We start from the raw sequence: 15,803 nt of genomic DNA on the forward strand, positions 1-15,803 counted from the left end.
CGGGGGTGTTATTGCTTGATCTCTTCCATGATGAAGCATTCGATGATATCGTTTTCCTTGATATCGTTATAGTTTTCGATACTCATGCCGCATTCATACCCGGAAGCAACTTCCTTTACATCGTCCTTAAAGCGCTTGAGCGTGTTGAGCACGCCCTCGTGGAACACGATGCCGTCGCGCACGACGCGCACCTGCGCCGCGCGGCGGATCACGCCGTCCTGCACATAGGTGCCGGCGACAGCGCCCGCGCCCGTGATCTTGAAGACCTGGCGCACCTCGGCATGGCCCAACACAACTTCCTTGAACTTGGGTTCGAGCATGCCCTTCATGGCCTGCTCCATTTCCTCGATGCAGTCGTAAATGATGCGGTACATGCGCATATCGACGCCCTGCTGCGCGGCCGAATCGGTGGCCGTGCGGTCCGGACGGACGTTGAAGCCGACAATGATCGCACCTGAAGCGGAAGCCAGCATGACGTCCGACTCGTTGATCGCGCCGACCGCGCCGTGGATCACGCGCACGCGGACTTCTTCATTCGACAGCTTTTCAAGGCTCGAACGCACGGCCTCGACCGAGCCCTGCACGTCTGCCTTGACGATGATACCGAGCTCCTTCATCTCGCCCTGCTGGATGGAATCAAACAGGTTATCGAGCGTGACCTTGTGGAACGCCTTGTTGCGCTCTTCCTTTTCCTTGTCCTTACGCTGTTCGACCAGCTCGCGCGCCATCTTCTCATCGTCAACCGCGTAGAACTCGTCGCCCGCGCCCGGCACTTCGGCCAGACCGATGATCTCGACCGGCACAGACGGGCCGGCAGTCTCGATCTTTTTGCCGTCGTCGTTGGTCATCGCGCGGACACGGCCGACCGCGGTGCCCGCGATAACCACGTCGCCCGCGTGCAGCGTGCCGTTCTGGATGAGGATAGTCGCGACTGGGCCGCGGCCCTTGTCGAGCTTGGCTTCAATGACCGTGCCCTTGGCCTGACGGTTCGGGTTGGCCTTGAGGTCAGCGACCTCAGCGGTCAGCAGCACCATTTCAAGCAGGTTTTCGATGCCCTGCCCGTATTTTGCAGAGATCTGGCACACAATGGTCTGGCCGCCCCACTCTTCGGGCACCAGCTCGTATTCGGTGAGCTGCTGCAGGATGCGATCCGGGTTCGCGCCCTCTTTATCGATTTTGTTGACCGCGACAATGATCGGCACGTTCGCCGCCTTGGCGTGGTTGATGGCTTCAATGGTCTGCGGCATGATGCCGTCGTCCGCAGCCACGACTAGGATCGCGATATCGGTCACCTGCGCGCCGCGGGCGCGCATCGAGGTGAAAGCGGCGTGACCCGGTGTGTCGAGGAAAGTGATCGGCTTGCCATCGATCTGTACACGGTACGCGCCGATGTGCTGGGTGATGCCGCCGGCCTCGCCCTCGGTCACCTTGGTCTTGCGGATGGCGTCGAGCAGGCTGGTCTTGCCGTGGTCGACATGGCCCATCACGACCACGACCGGATCGCGCGGCTGGAGCTCCTCGGCGCTGTCCTCATGCTCATCAAACAAACGCTCCTCGATGGTGACATGGACTTCCTTTTCGACCTTGCAGCCCATTTCCTCCGCAATGATCGCAGCGGTGTCATAATCGATCACCTCGGAGATCGACGCCATAACGCCAAGCTTGATGAGACCCTTGATGACATCGGACGCGGTGCGCTTCATACGGCTGGCCAGCTCGCCCACAGAGATCTCCTCCGGGATCATGACCTTGACCGGGATCTTCTTCAATGCTGCCATCTGTTGCTGACGCTGCAGGCGGCGCATCTTTTCCTGCTCCTCCTGGCGGCGCTTGTTACCGAACGGCCGCGCGCGCTGGTCGGATTTTTTGGTCAGCTTCTGCTTGGTCGAGGTGCCCATCTGCGCGGCCTTGTTGGGCACCAGTTTGTCGATGCGCTCGTCGTATTTGGCGAGGTTGACGTCGCCGCCGCCGCGCGTGTCAATGCGGTGCACCTGCTTGACCTTGCTCTGCTGCGGCTGGGCGGGCTTAGCGTCGGCCGGCTTGCCGCCTTCCGTGGGTTTTGCCACGGAAGACTGGCTTTCGCCCGCTGGCTTGGCCGCAGCCTGCGCCGGGGCCGCCTTGGCTTCGGGCTGGGCGGGCTTTCCCGCCGCCATCTGCGCGTTCAGCGTGGATTCAATGTCCTCCACCTGGTTATGCTGCGTCATATACTCAAAAATAACGCTCAGTTCCTGGTCGTCCAGCACCTGCATGTGGTTTTTGGGGGCGGTACAGTATTCGGTCAGGAGCTCGGTGATCTGCTTGGTCGATGCGCCCAGGTCCTTTGCGACCTCGTGCACCCGGTATTTGTTATCAATTGCCATTGGCGCTCACCTCCGTAGTGATTTTCTGTTTGTTGGGTTTATCAGCGCCGCTCAACGCGGATTTTTTCTTCTTTCCTTTGCGGAACTGGATACGCGTGTTCTTGCTCAAAAGCTGCTCAGCCGCTTCCGCATAGCGGCTGTCCGCCGCGGCGAGCTTTGCCACCGTCGCCGCAGCCATGCCGATATCCGACACCGCGCAGACCGCGCTCTGCGCCCGGCCGATCGCCGCGCCGAGCGTGTCTTTGTCCTGCGGCAGCGTAATGAACGGCACGCGCGCGCGCTCCGCATAGCCTGCCGCCTTTTTCGCGGCGCTCGCTCCCGCGTCGTTCGCGACGAACACGGCGCGCGCCTTGCCGGCGGTGCACAGTTCTTTCACCATATCGTCGCCCGCGGCGAGCTTGCCCGCGCGCCGCGCGAGGCCGAGCATTCCCAGGATCGGGTCATTTGCCATTCGCCTGCGCCTCCATCTGCGCTTCGAGCGCGTCGTATACCCCGTCGGGTACGGGCACACCAAGCGCCCGTTCGACTGCGCGGCTCTTGCGCGCTTTTTTCAGGCATTCGGGCTTGCCGCACAGGTATGCGCCGCGGCCCGGAGCCTTGCCCTTAAAATCGAGCGACAGCTCGCCCTCGGGCGACCGCACGACCCGGATCAACTCACGCTTGGGGAACATTTCGCGGCAGCCAAGGCATTGCCGCATGGGAACTTTCTTTTGTACCATGATTGCCGCTCCCTTTCCCTGTTATTCGCCCTGTGAAGCAGGTGCGATATCGATTTTACAGCCGGTCAGCTTAGCGGCGAGGCGGGCGTTCTGCCCCTCCTTGCCGATTGCCAGCGAAAGCTGGTCGTCCGGCACAAGCACGCGGCAGCTTTTGCCGTCCGCCTGGACGGTGGCCGAGACCACGTCCGCCGGGGCAAGCGCAGCGGAAACGAACGCCGCCGTATCGTCCGACCACTTGATGATGTCGATCTTCTCACCGTTCAGCTCATTTGTGATATTGGTCACGCGGGCGCCGCGCGTACCGACGCACGCGCCGATCGGGTCGACGTTCTCATCATTCGACATGACCGCGATCTTGGTGCGGTTGCCCGCCTCACGCGCGATCGATTTGACCTCGACCACACCCGAATGGATCTCAGGCACTTCCAGTTCAAACAGACGCTTGACCAGCCCCGGATGCGTGCGGGAAACGACGACCTGCGGGCCGCGCGTACCGCGGCGCACCTCGATGAGGTAGACCTTGATGCGCTGTCCCTCCATGAGCTCCTCGCCGCGAACCTGTTCGCTCGCTGCGAGCACGGCCTCGGTCTTTTCACCTGCCGAGGTCACGTCCAGATAGGCGTTGCCCGAACGCGGGTCGATACGTGAGATGACCGCGGTCAAAATCTCATGTTCCTTGCTCTCAAACTCGGAGATGACCATGCCGCGCTCCGCTTCACGGATACCCTGGATAATGACCTGTTTGGCCGTCTGCGCCGCAATGCGGCCGAACGACTTGGTCGGGATGTCGATGTCGATGATATCGCCCAGCATGGCGGTCGGCTTCATATCGCGCGCCTCTTCGAGCGAGATCTCCTCATAAGGCTCGTAAATGTCCTCCGCCTTGACAACCGTTTTGCGCACATACATGCGGATGGTTTTCTTTTCCCGGTCGGGCTCGACGTATACGTTGTCGGTCATGCCGTCGTTGTCGCGCTTATAGGCGGTGATCAGCGCCTGCCCGACACGGTCGAGCATATAATCCACCGGAATCCCCTTTTCGCGTTCCAGCTGCTCGAGCGCGTCGAAAAATTCTGCGTTCACCATTTTTTCCAATTCAGCTCCTTATCCTATCTCGACCGCGAGACGAACCGCGGCAATGTCTTTGGGTTCATAGACGGTCTGCTTGCCGCCCACGTCGAGCGTCACGCGGCCGCCGTCATACGCGGCAAGCGTGCCCTCTGCCTGCTTTGCGCCGTCCACCGGCTTATAAAAGCCGATCTCGACCGTATGCCCGATAAACGCCGCAAAGTGCTCGGGACGCTTGAGGCGGCGCGACAGCCCTGCGGACGACACGCACAGCGTATAAGACGGCAGGCTGTCGAACTCCCCCGCGTCCAGCATGGGGTCGAGCGCTCGGGATACCTGCTCGCACTGGTCGATATGAACGCCCTCGGGATGGTCGACGGTGACGGTAAGCATATACTGCCCGCCCTCTTTTTCAAATTCCACGTCCCACAGCGAGACGCCGGCTTCCGCGCACAGCGGCCGCGCCAGCTCTTCCACACGCGCAACGATCTGCTTTGCCTGCAAGGCATACCCTCCTCTTTTGTCCCAAGCAACAGTTAAGGAGTGGCTTTCGCCACTCCTTACGGTTTCTTATCTAACATTACTAAGATAGTATAGCACCCTTTTGCGGGGATTGCAAGGCTTTTAATAGAAAAAGCGTTTGTTCTTTACTTTTTCTCCGCAGAGAGCCAAAGCTCACAATAGTAATCCTTGTCCTCCACGTTATCTCCGGGATAAATTTCCAGGCATAGACCGCCCGCGGGCTGGTATTCGCTCGTCGGAAGGAACTCGGTGTAGATCCGCTTGCACAGCGTAACAAACGCGTCCGGCATCTGCCCCCTGCACGGGAAAATCAGCCAAGTGTATGCCGGAATGGTTTCGACCGTCAGACCTTCGGGTACCTCCCCGCCCGTGTAGCACGCGCCGAGCGCATAATCAAAGTCCCCAACGTGCGGATTGTCCAGCGCGATGCCGGCAAGCGCGTCGCCAAACACGCCGTTCGGGTCTGCGAATTGGCACAGCTTTTCGATCAGGCCATTTTCGCGGCTTCGCATCCACAGGTTTTTGATCTCCTGCTTACCGATCTCTCCGCCTCCCAGCACCCGCTCTTTCACTGCAATCACCTGAAATGCGTCTTTCTTTTCGATCCGGTATTCCATTGTTGCGCCTCCTTCTAAAATCAGTTTGACAGAGAGGCGGGAAAACGATTTGAGCGGCACATAGCCGGCGCGCACCTGCGACGGCTTGACGCCGTGAAACCTCTGAAACGCGCGTGCAAAGCTCTCCGGGCTGTCGTATCCGTATTTGAGCGCCACGTCGATTACCCGGCTGCCCGGGGACGCCAGCTCATTTGCCGCGAGCGTCAGCCGCCTAAACCGGATATATTCCCCGAGCGTGCAGCCGCAAAGAATGCCGAACACGCGCTGAAAATGAAAGCTCGAGGAATACGCGCGCTTGGCGATCTCGGCATAGTCGAGCGGCTCGGTCAGGTGCTCCTCAATATAATCGATCGCGCTTTGCAGGCTTGTGATCCAATCCATGATGTTTTCCCCCTTTCCTGTTACCCAGTTTAGCGGTTTTCGGCGCAGGTTTCATGACCATTTGTGCGGCGTATTGTCAGGCGAAACGGAAAAAAGGTTATCCAGTAAGCACGCTACTGGATAACCTTCTTTAAAACCATCTTACTTGACCAGTTCGATGATCGCCATTTCAGCAGCGTCGCCGCGGCGGGGACCGGTCTTGATGATGCGGGTATAGCCGCCGTTGCGGTCAGCGTACTCAGGAGCGATCTCCGAGAACAGCTTGGCAACGACCGATTCCTTGGTGATGAACGCCATCGCCTGACGGCGGGTAGCAAGCGTGTTCTTCTTGCCCAGCGTGATCATCTTTTCGGTCAGCGGGCCGACTTCCTTTGCACGGGCAACAGTGGTCTCAACCTTGCCGTTTTCCAGCAGGTAGGTCACCATCGCGCGCAGCATCGCCATGCGGTGGTCGGTAGGACGGCCTAGCTTGCGATTGTTAGCCATTGCGTTATTCCTCCATTAAAAAGTAATGCGGCGGCGCGGCAAGGCTGCCGCCGCGTCAAAACCTTGTTATTCGTCGTTCTTGGCGAGCGAAAGCCCCATGGCCTCCAGCTTGCCGATGACTTCCTCGAGAGATTTGCGGCCGAGGTTGCGGACCTTCATCATGTCCTCTTCCGAAGTATTGATCAGGTCTTCCACCGTGTTGATGCCTGCGCGCTTGAGGCAGTTGAACGAACGCACCGAGAAATCAAGCTCCTCAATGGTCATCTCAAGCACCTTATCGTGCTGCGCTTCGGCTTTTTCAACAACGGTCGACTTGGAGCCGATCTCCTCGGACAGGTCGACGAACAGGTCGAGGTGGTCGCGCAGGACCTTTGCGCCGAGCGACACAGCGTCGCGGGCGGTGATGGTCGAGTCGGTCCAGACCTCGAGCGTGAGCTTATCATAATCGGTCAGGTCGCGTACACGGGTGTTTTCCACCGTATAGTTGACTTTAAAGACCGGCGTGTAGATCGAATCCACCGGAATGACGCCAATCGAGGTCTGATGCTGCTTGTTCTTCTCCGCCGGGACATAGCCGCGGCCGGAAGTCAGCGTGATCTCCATAGACAGGCGTGCGTCGCTCATGAGCGTTGCGATATGCAGGTCGGGATTTAGAATCTCAACTTCGCCGTCGGCGTGGATATCGCCCGCTTTCACTTCGCCCTCGCCCGCGGCCTCGATATAGACCGTCTTAGGGCCGTCGCAGTGCAGCTTGGCGATAATACCTTTGACGTTCAGCACGATCTCGGTCACGTCTTCCTTGACGCCCGGGATGGTGGAGAACTCATGCTGCACACCCGCGATCTTGATGGACGACGCGGCCGTGCCCGGCAGCGACGAAAGCAGGATGCGGCGGAGCGAGTTGCCCAGCGTGGTGCCATATCCGCGCTCCAGCGGCTCAACGACGAACTTGCCATACGAACCGTCCTCAGCGAGCTGTTCGCAGTCAATACGCGGCTTTTCGATTTCGATCATGTGGTACCCTCCTTCACGTTGGTTAAAAACTCGGGATGGACGGGGCGCGGCGCAAAGCGCCGAACCCAATCCCAAAACGAGGGTTTATTATTTCGAGTACAACTCGACGATGAGGTGCTCGGCAACGTCGAAGTCGATGTCGTCGCGCGCGGGCATGGAAACGATCTTGCCCTCGAAGGAGTCCTTAGCCTTGTCGATCCACTTGGGGCAAGACTTTTTGCCGTTCTCCTCGAGCAGGGTCTTGAACTTGGTGTTCGAGCGGCTCTTTTCGGAAACCGCTACCACGTCGCCCGGCTTGACCTGGTACGACGGGATGTTGACGCGAGTGCCGTTTACGGTGAAGTGCGCATGGTTTACCAGCTGGCGCGCCTCGCGGCGGGTGTTGGCAAAGCCCATGCGGAACACGACGTTGTCCAGGCGGCGCTCCAACTCCTGCAGCAGGATTTCGCCCGTGATGCCCTGCTTGCGCTCGGCCTTTTCATAGTAGCCGCGGAACTGCTTCTCGAGCACGCCGTATACAAATTTAACCTTCTGCTTCTCAGCCAGCTGCATGCCGTATTCGGACTGCTTGCGGCGGGACTGCTTGGGCTGGCGCTTGGTCGACTTGGAGTAACCAAGTACCGCGGGCGAGAGGCCCAGCGTCTTGCAGCGCTTGAGTACGGGCTGTGTATTCTTAGCCATATTTTGGTTCCTCCTCTATTAGACTCTTCTTCTCTTGGGCGGGCGGCAGCCATTGTGCGGGATCGGGGTGACATCCTTGATCATGGTCACCTCGAGGCCGGCGGCCTGCAGCGCGCGGATCGCAGCCTCGCGGCCGGAGCCCGGGCCCTTGACATAGACCTCAACGGTCTTCAGGCCATGCTCCATCGCAGCGGCGGCAGCCGTCTCGGCAGCCGTCTGCGCGGCGAACGGCGTAGACTTACGAGAACCGCGGAAGCCCATCTCGCCGGCCGAAGCCCAGGAGATCGCGTTGCCGTTCGTATCCGTGATGGTAACGATCGTGTTGTTGAAAGAGGAACGGATGTGAGCCGCGCCTTTCTCAATGTTCTTGCGCTCGCGGCGGCGCGTACGGGTCGCGCCTTTCTTTTGTACCTTAGCCATTTATACGTTCCCCTCCTTACTTCTTCTTGTTCGCAATGGTCTTCTTGGGGCCCTTGCGGGTGCGTGCGTTGGTCTTGGTGCGCTGTCCGCGGACGGGCAGGCCGCGGCGGTGGCGCAGGCCGCGGTAGCAGCCGATTTCGACCAGGCGCTTGATGTTCAGGCCGATCTCGTTGCGCAGGTCGCCCTCGACGTTGTAGTCGCGCTCGATGACCTCACGAAGCTTGGCAGCCTCTTCCTCGGTCAGGTCCTTGACGCGGGTATCGGGATTGATCCCGGTTTTGCCCAGAATGTCGTTCGATGTCTTGCGGCCAATGCCGAAGATATAGGTCAGGCCGATCTCCACGCGCTTTTCGCGGGGAAGGTCAACACCGGCAATACGTGCCATACTTTAAAAACCTCCGATTGTTTTTCACTGAGGCGTGTTGGCAAACACAGTATAGGAGCCGCCTCCGCCCCTGCAGCGCGGCGCTTTGTGCGCCTGCTTGTCGTGTTCACTGAAACATTAGGATTTGCGCTTAGCCCTGCTTCTGCTTGTGCTTCGGGTTCTGGCAGATGATCATGACCTTGCCCTTGCGGCGGATGATCTTGCACTTCTCGCAGATCGGCTTTACAGACGGTCTCACTTTCATGGCTTTTTACCTCCATCATTTGATATGGTGGGATGGGACACCGGCCAAAAACCGGCGACCGCTGGCGCGCGGGTCACATACGCGCCTCCGCCCGCTTTTCTTACTTGGAACGCCAAGTAATACGACCGCGGGTCAGGTCGTAGGGCGACATCTGAACGGTGACCTTGTCGCCGGGGAGAATGCGGATAAAATTCATGCGGAGTTTGCCCGAAATATGCGCCAGGATCTTGTGGCCGTTGGGCAGTTCCACCTGGAACATGGCGTTTGGCAGCGCCTCTATGACGGTACCCTCCAGTTCGATGACATCATCTTTTGCCATTGTACCCCTCCTCGGTCAATTGGAATCTTCGTCCCCGGTCCAAAGGGCCAGGGCCTTGCGTATTTCACTGTTGGTCAGGCGGCCGGTATCCGAAAGCTTTGCTTTCGTGCGCTCGTCGCACGGCCCCTGATAGCTCACGTGCTTTCGCCGCTTGCGTTTGGGGCTTTCGGCGCGGCGTGCGCGTCCGTTCGCCAGAAAGAGGAACTCCCCCTCCTCTGCCATGACCAAAAACAGCATTCCCTTGTCCCTGCCGGACAGGGACAAAACGATATCGGCTGTATGCGCTTCCATTGCGTCAAAGCACCTCGCCGTCGATGCCCGTTAAAATCTCGGGCTCGCCGTCCGTGATGACGACAGTGTTTTCATAATGGGCGCTCAGCTTGCCGTCCTTGGTTTTGACGGTCCAGCCGTCAGGCAGAACCTTAATGTCATACACACCCACGTTGACCATGGGCTCAATAGCGAGGGTCATGCCGCGCTGCAGGCGGACGCCGTGGCCGGGGCGGCCGAAATTCGGCACCTCGGGCGCTTCGTGAAGCGCACTGCCGACGCCGTGCCCGACATAGGCGCGCACCACGGAAAATCCGTTTTTCTCGACATATTCCTGAACCGCTGCCGAGATATCGGAAACGCGGGCACCCTCCCGGGCAAATTTGATACCCTCATAGAAGCTCTGCCGGGTTACCTCGATCAAACGCTTGGCCTCGTCCGACACCTCGCCGCACGCTACCGTGCAGGCGCAATCGCCGTGGAAGCCGCCGATATAGGCGCCGACGTCCACCTTGACGATATCGCCCTCCCGGACGATCCGGGATTCGGACGGGATGCCATGGATGACCTCGTCGTTAACCGACACGCAGGCGCTCGCCGGGAAGCCGCCGTAACCGAGGAAGGACGGCGTTGCGCCGTTCTCCTCGATGGTCTTGCGGACCACTCGGTCGATCTCGCCCGTGGTAACTCCGGGACGAACTGCGTCAGCCGCCGCTTTCCGCGCCATGGCGGTGATGCGGCAGGCTAAACGCATCCGTTCGAGCTCTTGTTCTGATTTAATATGAATCATAGCTTACAGACCCAATGCCGCAGTGGCAAACTGTTCGGTCTGCTGGATGCCCTGCGTCCCGTCGATGCTTTTAAGCTTGCCCTGCGCCCCATAGTAGTCCTTGAGGGGCTCGGTCTGCTCATGAAACGTCGCGAGACGGTGCCGGACCACGCCCATATGGTCGTCCTTGCGGACGTGCAGCCTGTCGCCGCAATGGTCGCAAACATCCGGGGTCTTGGGCGGGTTGGCCTTGACGTGGTACGTCGCGCCGCATTTGAGGCAGACGCGGCGGCCGGTCATACGGCCTTCGATGACCTCGTCGGGCACTTCGAGAGACAGCGCGCAGTCGATGGACGCGATCTTGTCGAGCGCCTCGGCCTGCGGGATGGTGCGCGGGAAACCGTCCAGGATGAAACCGTTTTTGCAGTCGTCCTGGGCAATCCGGTCTTTCAGCATGCCGATCACAACCTGATCGGGCACGAGCTGGCCCGCGTCCATAAACTGCTTGGCCTCGCGGCCGAGCGGTGTGTTGTTTTTAATCGCTTCGCGCAGGATGTTGCCGGTGGATACCGACGGCACGCCCATCTTTTCGATAAGGTATGCCGCCAGCGTCCCCTTGCCCGCACCCGGCGCGCCGAGTAAAATCAAATTCACAGATTATGCCTCCCGTATTACTCTAAGAAGCCCTTGTGGTGGCGCATCATCATCTGCGCCTCCAGCTGCTTGACCGTGTCAAGCGCAACACCGACCACGATGATGACCGACGTGCCGCCCAGCGCCACATTGCTGAGGTTGGGCGAAACTGCGCCGACGATCAGCGGCAGAACCGCTACAACGCCCAGGAAGATCGCGCCAACAAAGGTGACCTTGCCGAGCGCCTTGGTGATAAAGTCGCTCGTCGGCTTGCCGGGGCGGAAGCCCGGGATAAAGCCGCCGTTCTTCTTGAGGTTGTTCGAGATCTCGATCGGGTTAAACTGGATGGATGCGTAGAAATACGCAAACGCAATGATCAGCAGCGCGTACACGATGATATAGAACGGGTTGGACTGGCTGAACAGGTTCATGATATGCCAGCCCACCGTGCCGGCCGCGGGCGTCCAGAACATCGAAATGGTCTGGGGCAGCGACAGGATCGAGGACGCGAAGATGATCGGCATAACGCCGGAAGCCGAAACCTTGATCGGCAGGTGTGTGGACTGTCCGCCGTACATCTTGCGGCCGACGACGCGCTTGGCGTACTGCACCGGGATACGGCGCTCGGCGTTCGACATAAAGACGATGAATACGATCAGCGCAAGGCCGATGACGATCATCAGCAGCGCCACGATAATATCCGTGCCGCCCTTCTTGGCCAGATTCCACAGCGTGCGGATCAGCGACGGGCCGCGCGATACGATGCCTGCGAACAGGATGATCGAGATGCCGTTGCCGATGCCGTTCTGGGTGATGTGCTCACCCAGCCACATGATCAGCGCGGTGCCGGCGGTAAAGGTCAGGATGATGGCGACCGCAGCCAGCGGGCTGTTGGTGGCCAGCATGCTCTGGCCGTTGAAGCCGCGCTTTAAGAGCACATAGTAGGAGAAGCCCTGCAGCAGACCGAGCAGAACCGCCACATAACGGGTCCAGCTGGCGATCTTCTTGCGGCCTTCCTCGCCGCCGTCACGAACCATACGCTCGAGAGCGGGGATGGCCACGGTGAGCAGCTGGAGGATAATGGACGCATTGATGTAGGGCGTGATCGACATGGCGAAGATGGTCGCGCGCGACAGTCCGCCGCCCGTGAACATATCAACATAGCCGAGCATCGAACCAGATACCGTCGAGTCCTGGAAGAACTGGGCGAGCAGATTGGTGTCGATGAACGGAACCGGCACCGACGAGCCGAAACGGAAGATCAGCAGAATAAACAGCGTATATAGGATCTTCTTGCGCAGGTCGGGCAGGCTCCAGGCGTTTTTAAGGGTCTGGAACACCTTAAATCACCTCGGTCTTTCCGCCTGCGGCCTCGATCTTCTCCTTGGCGGAAGCCGAGAAAGCGGCGGCCTTGACCGTCAGCTTCTTCGAGAGCGTTCCATTGCCCAGGATCTTGACGCCGTCACGAGCATTCTTGACGATACCGGCCGCCTGCAGAGCCTCTGCAGTGACCTCGGTGCCGTCTTCAAACTTCTCAAGAGCGGAAACATTGACCGGTGCGTAGGTGGTACCGAAAATATTGTGGAAACCGCGCTTAGGCAGGCGGCGCGCCAGCGGCATCTGGCCGCCCTCAAAGCCGGGACGGACGCCGCCGCCCGAACGGGCCCACTGGCCCTTATGGCCGCGGCCAGCGGTCTTGCCGTTGCCCGAGCCGGCGCCGCGGCCCTTGCGGTAAGCGGGCTTGGTCGCGCCGGGAGCCGGCGATAATTCGTGAAGCTTCATCGGTTACGCCTCCTCTACAACTTCGAGCAGATAACCGATCTGATGGATCTTGCCGCGCGTCTGCGCGTTGTCCGGCTGAACGGTTACATCATTGATCTTCTTAAGCCCCAAAGAATGAGCGGTCGCGATATGCTTATCCAAGCGGCCGACCAGGCTCTTTTTCAGGGTAATCTTCATGTTTGCCATTGGTTATTACCCCTTTCCTTACAGCTCTTCTACAGTCTTGCCGCGAACCGCCGCAACCTGAGCGGCGTCGCGCAGGCTCTTGAGGCCCTCCATCGTGGCCGTGACGACGTTCTGCGGGTTGTTGGAACGCAGGCACTTGGTGCGGATGTCCTTGATGCCGGCAGCCTCGACGACTGCACGAACCGCGCCGCCGGCGATAACGCCGGTACCGGGAGCGGCAGGCTTCAGGAGCACACGGCCGGCGCCGAACGCGCCGATGACCTCGTGCGGGATCGTGGTGCCCTTGAGCGAGATCTTGACCAGGTTCTTTTTCGCGTCCTCGATACCCTTGCGGATGGCGTCCGGAACTTCCGAAGCCTTGCCCAGGCCGAAGCCGACAGTACCCTTGCCGTCGCCCACGACGACCAGCGCCGCAAACTTAAAGATACGGCCGCCCTTAACGGTCTTGGCGACGCGGTTGAGCGCTACGACGTTCTCGGAGAACTCGTCCTCGCGCTTATCGTTTCTATTAAAAGCCATGTTTTACCTCCTCCCGACTTAAAACTGCAGGCCGCCCTCGCGGGCGCCCTCAGCGAGTTCCTTGACTCGTCCGTGGTACAGATAGCCGCCGCGGTCGAAAACAACGTTTTCGATGCCCTTGGCCTTGCAGCGTTCCGCAACCAGCATGCCGACTTTTTTCGCCGCATCCTTGTTGCCGCCGTACTCGGAAAAGTCCTTCTCAGTCGACGAGGCGGAGACTAAGGTAACACCGGCGACATCGTCGATGACCTGTGCGTAGATGTTCTTGGCGGAGCGGTATACGTCGAGGCGCGGACGCTCGGCGGTGCCGCTGATTTTCGCGCGAACGCGCTTATGGCGCTGCAGACGCGCCTTATTCGAATCTTTCTTAGAAACCATTTAGCACACTCTCCTTCCTTACTTCTTCTTAGCGCCGGTCTTGCCTTCCTTGCGGCGGACATACTCATCCACGTAGCGAATGCCCTTGCCCTTGTAGGGCTCCGGCGGACGCTTCTCGCGGACTTCCGCGGCAAATTGGCCGACCTTCTGCTTGTCAGGACCGGAGATGATGATCTTGTTCGGGTTGGGAACTTCAATCGAAATACCGTCGATCTCGCTCATTGTTACCTGATGCGAGTAACCGAGGTTCATAACCAGATCCTTGCCCTGCTTGGCTACACGGTAGCCGACGCCGATAACGTCCAGCTCTTTCTTGTAGCCCTCGGTGACGCCGACAACCATGTTGTTCACCAGGCTGCGGGTCAGGCCGTGCAGCGCACGGTTTTCCTTCTCGTCGTTCGGACGGGTAACCAGGATTTCGCCGTTTTCCACCTTGACGGACATGTTCGGATGGATCTCGCGGGTAAGGGTTTCCTTGGCGCCCTTGACCGTGATCACGTTGCCGTCGATCTTTACGTCGACGCCAGCCGGTACGGCAATCGGCATTCTACCAATTCTAGACATATTTTATACCTCCCCTTACCAGACAAATGCGAGGACTTCGCCGCCGACATTCAGCTCGCGGGCCTTTTTGTCGGTCATGACGCCTCTGGAAGTGGAAACGATGGCAACACCAAGACCGCGGAGAACCTTGGGGAGCTCCTGCGAGCCCGCGTAGACACGCAGGCCGGGCTTGGATACGCGCTTGAGGCCGGTGATCGCCTTCTGGCGGCCGTCGACATACTTCAGCACAATGCGGATGATACCCTGCACGTTGCCGTCTACGACTTCGTAAGACTTGATATAGCCTTCGTCGAGCAGGATCTGGGCAATTGCCTTCTTCATTTTGGACGCGGGAACGTCCACGCTGGCATGACGTGCATTGCCGGCGTTACGGATACGGGTCAGCATATCCGCGATAGGATCGGTGATCTGCATATTTTATGCTCTCCTTTTAAGAAGTTTGGGGGTAGTGCAGCAATCGAGGCGGGTTAAATCCTCTGATTGGCCTGTTTGCCTCCCACTTTTCTTTACACTGTACCGTGGCCCTTCCACGGACAGCGGCCTGTGAAAAACTGTTATTCTATAACAGCCGTTAAGCCCGCAAAGGCGGGCTATCGGCTTATTATATCATCTTTTCAGCACACTTGACAAGCAACAAACTGAACATTTTTCGTCGAAAAAGAGGGTTTGTTCCCGTCAAAACGCTTTGTGGACAACCGGTAGGGCCGGTTTGTCGGGTGCTGGTTTACCAGGAAGCCTTGCGCACGCCCGGGATCTGTCCCTTGTAGGCCAGCTCGCGGAAGCAGATACGGCAGATGCCGAAGTCGCGCAGGTAAGCGTGCGGGCGGCCGCAGATCTTGCAGCGGTTATACGCACGGCTGGAGAACTTCGGGCTTGCCTGCTGCTTGAGGATCATAGATTTCTTAGCCATTTACATTCTCCTCCTTACTTGGCGAACGGAGCGCCCATCAGTGTGAGCAGCTCTTTCGCTTCTTCATCGTTTTGCGCCGTGGTGCAGATGACGATATCCATGCCGCGGACCTTATCGATCTGGTCATAGGAGATCTCAGGGAAAATCAGCTGCTCCTTGAGGCCGAGGGCGTAGTTGCCGCGGCCGTCGAACGCGTCGCCGTTGATGCCGCGGAAATCGCGGACACGGGGCAGCGCCACGTTGAACAGACGGTCGAGGAACTCCCACATGCGCTCAGCGCGCAGGGTGACCTTAACGCCGACCGGCATGCCTTCGCGAAGCTTGAAGTTCGCAACCGACTTCTTAGCGGTCGTGACGACCGGCTTCTGGCCGGTGATCGCGGTAATGTCGCGCACAACCGACTCGATAACTTTCGAGTTGCCGTTCGCTTCCTTGCCGCAGCCGACGTTTACCACGATCTTATCGATCGTAGGGATCTGCATCGTGCTCTTGTACTGGAATTTCTTCATCAGAGCAGGAGCAACTTCCGCAGTGTATTTCGCTTTCATATTCGGGGCCATTGATTGCATCCTCCTC

At 59.1% G+C, this 15,803-nt stretch carries 25 protein-coding genes; all 25 read right to left on the reverse strand.

What is annotated here, in order from left to right; all coding sequences use genetic code 11:
- Positions 1–8: 8 nt before the first annotated feature.
- The gene (gene infB / locus SO058_RS03920) at positions 9–2,360 is read right to left on the reverse strand and encodes a translation initiation factor IF-2 (protein WP_320841696.1); all 2,352 of its coding nucleotides are present in this window, start codon (positions 2,358–2,360) and stop codon (positions 9–11) included.
- Positions 2,350–2,811, reverse strand: a complete 462-nt coding sequence (locus SO058_RS03925) for a L7Ae/L30e/S12e/Gadd45 family ribosomal protein (RefSeq protein ID WP_320841697.1) — start codon at positions 2,809–2,811, stop codon at positions 2,350–2,352. The genes infB and SO058_RS03925 overlap by 11 nt, the downstream gene beginning before the upstream one ends.
- Positions 2,801–3,079, reverse strand: a complete 279-nt coding sequence (rnpM, locus tag SO058_RS03930; protein WP_320841698.1) for an RNase P modulator RnpM — start codon at positions 3,077–3,079, stop codon at positions 2,801–2,803. Before rnpM ends, SO058_RS03925 begins: the two co-directional genes overlap by 11 nt.
- Before the next feature lie 21 nt (positions 3,080–3,100).
- Positions 3,101–4,165 (reverse strand): transcription termination factor NusA, encoded by a 1,065-nt coding sequence (gene nusA / locus SO058_RS03935; protein ID WP_320841699.1) that lies wholly within the window; start codon positions 4,163–4,165, stop codon positions 3,101–3,103.
- A gap of 18 nt (positions 4,166–4,183) precedes the next feature.
- Positions 4,184–4,651: a ribosome maturation factor RimP gene (gene rimP / locus SO058_RS03940; protein WP_320841700.1), complete on the reverse strand. Its 468-nt coding sequence runs from the start codon at positions 4,649–4,651 to the stop codon at positions 4,184–4,186.
- 143 nt (positions 4,652–4,794) lie between these two features.
- Positions 4,795–5,667: an AraC family transcriptional regulator gene (locus SO058_RS03945; RefSeq protein WP_320841701.1), complete on the reverse strand. Its 873-nt coding sequence runs from the start codon at positions 5,665–5,667 to the stop codon at positions 4,795–4,797.
- Between the two features lie 141 nt (positions 5,668–5,808).
- Entirely contained in the window at positions 5,809–6,153 is a 345-nt protein-coding gene (rplQ, locus tag SO058_RS03950) for a 50S ribosomal protein L17 (protein WP_320841702.1), read from the reverse strand.
- Positions 6,154–6,219: 66 nt separating this feature from the next.
- Positions 6,220–7,167 (reverse strand): DNA-directed RNA polymerase subunit alpha, encoded by a 948-nt coding sequence (locus SO058_RS03955; protein WP_320841703.1) that lies wholly within the window; start codon positions 7,165–7,167, stop codon positions 6,220–6,222.
- An 87-nt stretch (positions 7,168–7,254) separates the two neighbouring features.
- Complete coding sequence (gene rpsD / locus SO058_RS03960; protein WP_320841704.1) at positions 7,255–7,848, reverse strand: 30S ribosomal protein S4; 594 nt, start codon at positions 7,846–7,848, stop codon at positions 7,255–7,257.
- A gap of 18 nt (positions 7,849–7,866) precedes the next feature.
- Complete coding sequence (gene rpsK, locus SO058_RS03965; protein ID WP_320841705.1) at positions 7,867–8,268, reverse strand: 30S ribosomal protein S11; 402 nt, start codon at positions 8,266–8,268, stop codon at positions 7,867–7,869.
- 16 nt (positions 8,269–8,284) lie between these two features.
- On the reverse strand, positions 8,285–8,653 hold the full coding sequence (gene rpsM, locus SO058_RS03970) for a 30S ribosomal protein S13 (RefSeq protein ID WP_320841706.1): 369 nt from the start codon (positions 8,651–8,653) through the stop codon (positions 8,285–8,287).
- Between the two features lie 130 nt (positions 8,654–8,783).
- Positions 8,784–8,897, reverse strand: coding sequence for a 50S ribosomal protein L36 (gene rpmJ, locus SO058_RS03975; RefSeq protein WP_320841707.1), 114 nt, complete (start codon positions 8,895–8,897; stop codon positions 8,784–8,786).
- A gap of 100 nt (positions 8,898–8,997) precedes the next feature.
- On the reverse strand, positions 8,998–9,216 hold the full coding sequence (gene infA, locus SO058_RS03980; protein ID WP_016148769.1) for a translation initiation factor IF-1: 219 nt from the start codon (positions 9,214–9,216) through the stop codon (positions 8,998–9,000).
- Between the two features lie 15 nt (positions 9,217–9,231).
- Complete coding sequence (locus tag SO058_RS03985) at positions 9,232–9,507, reverse strand: KOW domain-containing RNA-binding protein (RefSeq protein ID WP_320841708.1); 276 nt, start codon at positions 9,505–9,507, stop codon at positions 9,232–9,234.
- Between the two features lie 4 nt (positions 9,508–9,511).
- Entirely contained in the window at positions 9,512–10,276 is a 765-nt protein-coding gene (gene map, locus SO058_RS03990) for a type I methionyl aminopeptidase (protein WP_320841709.1), read from the reverse strand.
- 3 nt (positions 10,277–10,279) lie between these two features.
- Positions 10,280–10,909 carry an adenylate kinase gene (locus SO058_RS03995; protein WP_320841710.1) on the reverse strand — a complete coding sequence of 210 codons (630 nt, stop codon included), beginning with the start codon at positions 10,907–10,909 and terminating at the stop codon, positions 10,280–10,282.
- 17 nt (positions 10,910–10,926) lie between these two features.
- The gene (gene secY, locus SO058_RS04000) at positions 10,927–12,228 is read right to left on the reverse strand and encodes a preprotein translocase subunit SecY (RefSeq protein ID WP_320841711.1); all 1,302 of its coding nucleotides are present in this window, start codon (positions 12,226–12,228) and stop codon (positions 10,927–10,929) included.
- A gap of 1 nt (position 12,229) precedes the next feature.
- Positions 12,230–12,670, reverse strand: a complete 441-nt coding sequence (rplO, locus tag SO058_RS04005) for a 50S ribosomal protein L15 (protein WP_320841712.1) — start codon at positions 12,668–12,670, stop codon at positions 12,230–12,232.
- A gap of 3 nt (positions 12,671–12,673) precedes the next feature.
- Positions 12,674–12,856 carry a 50S ribosomal protein L30 gene (rpmD, locus tag SO058_RS04010; RefSeq protein ID WP_280962542.1) on the reverse strand — a complete coding sequence of 61 codons (183 nt, stop codon included), beginning with the start codon at positions 12,854–12,856 and terminating at the stop codon, positions 12,674–12,676.
- An 18-nt stretch (positions 12,857–12,874) separates the two neighbouring features.
- Positions 12,875–13,375, reverse strand: coding sequence for a 30S ribosomal protein S5 (gene rpsE, locus SO058_RS04015; protein WP_320841713.1), 501 nt, complete (start codon positions 13,373–13,375; stop codon positions 12,875–12,877).
- Between the two features lie 18 nt (positions 13,376–13,393).
- Positions 13,394–13,753, reverse strand: a complete 360-nt coding sequence (rplR, locus tag SO058_RS04020; RefSeq protein ID WP_320841714.1) for a 50S ribosomal protein L18 — start codon at positions 13,751–13,753, stop codon at positions 13,394–13,396.
- A gap of 18 nt (positions 13,754–13,771) precedes the next feature.
- Positions 13,772–14,317: a 50S ribosomal protein L6 gene (gene rplF / locus SO058_RS04025; protein WP_320841715.1), complete on the reverse strand. Its 546-nt coding sequence runs from the start codon at positions 14,315–14,317 to the stop codon at positions 13,772–13,774.
- A gap of 15 nt (positions 14,318–14,332) precedes the next feature.
- Positions 14,333–14,731, reverse strand: a complete 399-nt coding sequence (rpsH, locus tag SO058_RS04030) for a 30S ribosomal protein S8 (RefSeq protein ID WP_320841716.1) — start codon at positions 14,729–14,731, stop codon at positions 14,333–14,335.
- A 310-nt stretch (positions 14,732–15,041) separates the two neighbouring features.
- A complete protein-coding gene (locus tag SO058_RS04035; protein WP_320841717.1) occupies positions 15,042–15,227 on the reverse strand; it encodes a type Z 30S ribosomal protein S14 in 186 nt (61 codons plus the stop codon).
- 14 nt (positions 15,228–15,241) lie between these two features.
- Entirely contained in the window at positions 15,242–15,787 is a 546-nt protein-coding gene (gene rplE / locus SO058_RS04040; protein ID WP_320841718.1) for a 50S ribosomal protein L5, read from the reverse strand.
- Positions 15,788–15,803 lie beyond the last annotated feature (16 nt).

The sequence above is a fragment of the Agathobaculum sp. genome, from assembly GCF_034098985.1.
Taxonomy (GTDB): Bacteria; Bacillota; Clostridia; order Oscillospirales; family Butyricicoccaceae; genus Agathobaculum.

Excerpts from the sequence above, each read along its gene's own strand:
- SO058_RS03985 (WP_320841708.1), bottom strand. The coding sequence starts at position 9,507 with ATGGAAGCGCATACAGCCGATATCGTTTTGTCCCTGTCCGGCAGGGAC.
- SO058_RS03945 (WP_320841701.1), bottom strand. The coding sequence starts at position 5,667 with ATGGATTGGATCACAAGCCTGCAAAGCGCGATCGATTATATTGAGGAG.
- rpsH (WP_320841716.1), bottom strand. The coding sequence starts at position 14,731 with ATGCAGATCACCGATCCTATCGCGGATATGCTGACCCGTATCCGTAAC.
- rpsD (WP_320841704.1), bottom strand. The coding sequence starts at position 7,848 with ATGGCTAAGAATACACAGCCCGTACTCAAGCGCTGCAAGACGCTGGGC.
- rplO (WP_320841712.1), bottom strand. The coding sequence starts at position 12,670 with ATGAAGCTTCACGAATTATCGCCGGCTCCCGGCGCGACCAAGCCCGCT.
- rpmD (WP_280962542.1), bottom strand. The coding sequence starts at position 12,856 with ATGGCAAACATGAAGATTACCCTGAAAAAGAGCCTGGTCGGCCGCTTG.
- rpsE (WP_320841713.1), bottom strand. The coding sequence starts at position 13,375 with ATGGCTTTTAATAGAAACGATAAGCGCGAGGACGAGTTCTCCGAGAAC.
- SO058_RS03925 (WP_320841697.1), bottom strand. The coding sequence starts at position 2,811 with ATGGCAAATGACCCGATCCTGGGAATGCTCGGCCTCGCGCGGCGCGCG.
- rpmJ (WP_320841707.1), bottom strand. The coding sequence starts at position 8,897 with ATGAAAGTGAGACCGTCTGTAAAGCCGATCTGCGAGAAGTGCAAGATC.
- rplR (WP_320841714.1), bottom strand. The coding sequence starts at position 13,753 with ATGGTTTCTAAGAAAGATTCGAATAAGGCGCGTCTGCAGCGCCATAAG.
- nusA (WP_320841699.1), bottom strand. The coding sequence starts at position 4,165 with ATGGTGAACGCAGAATTTTTCGACGCGCTCGAGCAGCTGGAACGCGAA.
- rpsK (WP_320841705.1), bottom strand. The coding sequence starts at position 8,268 with ATGGCTAAGGTACAAAAGAAAGGCGCGACCCGTACGCGCCGCCGCGAG.
- rnpM (WP_320841698.1), bottom strand. The coding sequence starts at position 3,079 with ATGGTACAAAAGAAAGTTCCCATGCGGCAATGCCTTGGCTGCCGCGAA.
- rplE (WP_320841718.1), bottom strand. The coding sequence starts at position 15,787 with ATGGCCCCGAATATGAAAGCGAAATACACTGCGGAAGTTGCTCCTGCT.
- rplF (WP_320841715.1), bottom strand. The coding sequence starts at position 14,317 with ATGTCTAGAATTGGTAGAATGCCGATTGCCGTACCGGCTGGCGTCGAC.
- SO058_RS03955 (WP_320841703.1), bottom strand. The coding sequence starts at position 7,167 with ATGATCGAAATCGAAAAGCCGCGTATTGACTGCGAACAGCTCGCTGAG.
- rpsM (WP_320841706.1), bottom strand. The coding sequence starts at position 8,653 with ATGGCACGTATTGCCGGTGTTGACCTTCCCCGCGAAAAGCGCGTGGAG.
- map (WP_320841709.1), bottom strand. The coding sequence starts at position 10,276 with ATGATTCATATTAAATCAGAACAAGAGCTCGAACGGATGCGTTTAGCC.
- infB (WP_320841696.1), bottom strand. The coding sequence starts at position 2,360 with ATGGCAATTGATAACAAATACCGGGTGCACGAGGTCGCAAAGGACCTG.
- rplQ (WP_320841702.1), bottom strand. The coding sequence starts at position 6,153 with ATGGCTAACAATCGCAAGCTAGGCCGTCCTACCGACCACCGCATGGCG.
- infA (WP_016148769.1), bottom strand. The coding sequence starts at position 9,216 with ATGGCAAAAGATGATGTCATCGAACTGGAGGGTACCGTCATAGAGGCG.
- SO058_RS04035 (WP_320841717.1), bottom strand. The coding sequence starts at position 15,227 with ATGGCTAAGAAATCTATGATCCTCAAGCAGCAGGCAAGCCCGAAGTTC.